The sequence below is a fragment of the Streptomyces synnematoformans genome, from assembly GCF_039531005.1.
GTDB lineage: Bacteria > Actinomycetota > Actinomycetes > Streptomycetales > Streptomycetaceae > Streptomyces > Streptomyces synnematoformans.
In genome coordinates this window covers 1-2,226 of record NZ_BAAAPF010000570.1, presented here as the reverse complement: position 1 = coordinate 2,226, position 2,226 = coordinate 1, and the positions used below count along the sequence as shown (strand labels likewise).

2 protein-coding genes are annotated in these 2,226 nt (G+C 75.6%); one reads left to right on the top strand and one right to left on the bottom strand.

The annotated features are described in order from the left end of the window. On the bottom strand, window positions 1-253 hold a 253-nt coding region (locus tag ABD317_RS36075), incomplete at its 3' end, for an SLATT domain-containing protein (protein WP_344296137.1). Between the two features lie 266 nt (window positions 254-519). Between ABD317_RS36075 and purD the strand changes: the two genes are divergently transcribed. Next, window positions 520-1,791 (top strand): phosphoribosylamine--glycine ligase, encoded by a 1,272-nt coding sequence (gene purD, locus ABD317_RS36070; protein ID WP_344296135.1) that lies wholly within the window; start codon window positions 520-522, stop codon window positions 1,789-1,791. Window positions 1,792-2,226 lie beyond the last annotated feature (435 nt).

The following is a 2,226-nucleotide window of genomic DNA, read 5'->3' as shown; positions in this document are numbered from 1 at the left end:
GCAGCGTCCGCGCCGCGCGGCGCTTGGTGCGGCGGGCGGCGAGGTACGACCGCGCGGTGCGCAGCGCGCCCTCCTCGGCCCACAGGTACAGCTCGTCCAGCCGCTTGGCCGGGTCGCCCCAGTCGCCGAGCGGGAAGGGCCGGGCGAGCAGGTCCCCGGGCCGCTCCCCGGGGCCGTCCGGCCCGCCGTTGGCGCCGGCGCGGTCGACGCCGGTCACGGGGCCGGTCGTCCGGGTCTCCTCCGAGTGGTTCACGTGGGGCTCCTCGCTCGAACTCGCTGCTGCTGACTGCGTTCTGTGCGTTCTGTGCTCTGTGCTCTGTGCGTTCTGTGTGGCGCGTGTGACATGTGATGACTGGGCAATCGGATGGTGCGCCCGCGGCGGCCTTCCTACCGCCGAACGAGGGGACACGAGCCGAGAATGGCCTTATTTACCCTCGTAAGGAGTGGTTGATCGGGTATGGGGACGAACCGGCCGTCACCCGGACCGGTGGCCTCCGGGCCGACCGATAGGCTGGCCCCGTGAAGGTCCTCGTCATCGGCGGCGGCGCCCGCGAACACGCCCTGTGCCGCGCCCTCTCCCGCGACCCCGACGTCCGCGAGCTGCACTGCGCACCCGGCAACGCCGGCATCGCCGACGTCGCCCGGCTGCACGCCGTCGACGTGCTCGACGGCGACGCCATCGCCGATCTCGCCGCCCGCCTCGGCGCGGACCTCGTCGTCGTCGGCCCGGAGGCGCCGCTCGTCGGCGGCGCCGCCGACGCCGTACGGGCGCGCGGCATCGACTGCTTCGGGCCCGGCGCCGCGGCGGCCCGGCTGGAGGGGTCGAAGGCGTTCGCGAAGGACGTGATGGCCGAGGCCGACGTGCCCACCGCCCGCTCCTACGTCTGCACCACCCCCGAGCAGACCGACACGGCGCTCGACGCCTTCGGCCCGCCGTACGTCGTCAAGGACGACGGGCTCGCGGCCGGCAAGGGCGTCGTCGTCACCGAGGACCTCGAAGCGGCACGCGCACACGCGCGCGCGTGCACCGCCGCCGGCCAGGTGGTGGTCGAGGAGTTCCTCGACGGGCCCGAGGTGTCACTCTTCGCGGTCACCGACGGCGAGACCGTCGTACCGCTGTCGCCCGCCCAGGACTTCAAACGCGCGTACGACGACGACGCCGGCCCGAACACCGGCGGCATGGGCGCGTACTCGCCGCTGCCCTGGGCCGACCCGAAGCTGGTCGACGAGGTCGTCGACACCGTGCTGCAGCCGACCGTCGACGAGATGCGCCGCCGCGGCACGCCCTTCACCGGGCTGCTGTACGCGGGCCTGGCGCTGACCTCGCGCGGCGTCCGGGTGGTGGAGTTCAACGCCCGCTTCGGCGACCCCGAGACCCAGGTCGTGCTCGCCCGGCTGCGCACCCCGCTCGGCGGGCTGCTGCGGGCCGCCGCGCAGGGCCGGCTCGCCTCGTTCCCGCCGCTGGTGTGGAGCGACGAGTCGGCTGTCACCGTCGTCCTCGCCGCCCGGGACTACCCGGCGAAGCCGCGCACGGGCGACGTCATCACCGGCCTGGACGACGTGGCGGCCGAGGACGCCCCGGACGCCTACGTACTGCACGCCGGTACCGAGCTGGACGACGCCGGCCGCGTCGTCAGCGCCGGCGGCCGGGTGCTGTGCGTCACCGCCGTCGGCCCGGACCTCGCCGCCGCCCGCGACCGTGCCTACGAGGCGATTCGGCGCATCGGGCTGGACGGCGGGCACCACCGCGGCGACATCGCCGCGCGCGCCGCGGAGGCCGCCGCCGGCTGAAATTCCACGGCGTCCTGACCTTTGCCCAAGGCCATTCCATCGGGTGACCGGGCGGCCGACCGGCTGACGGGGGCGTGCCCCCCAACTAGGGTGCACCTGCCCGGCGTACCGGCCGTCCGGTCGGCGGCGTCCGGGCAGTGGGGGCCTGGGCAGGCCAACTGGCCCACCGGCATTGCGCCGGCCGCGGCCGGTGCGACAGTGGTGGGGTACGGCCGTTTCACCTCGTGACGGCCGTTGCCCTACCCGTCGGCGGCCGAAGGGGGTGAGGTACGGACGTGTCCACAACGACCGGCACGGAGGCGGGCGCGCAGGCGGCCCGCGCCCGCGCCCTGGCCGGCGTACACGTGCCGGGCGCGGCCCTCGCCGCCGACCTGCTGGCCTCGGCGGCGGCCGTCGTGCTGCTGGCCGGCACGGCCGCGGGGCAGGTCGGCGGGG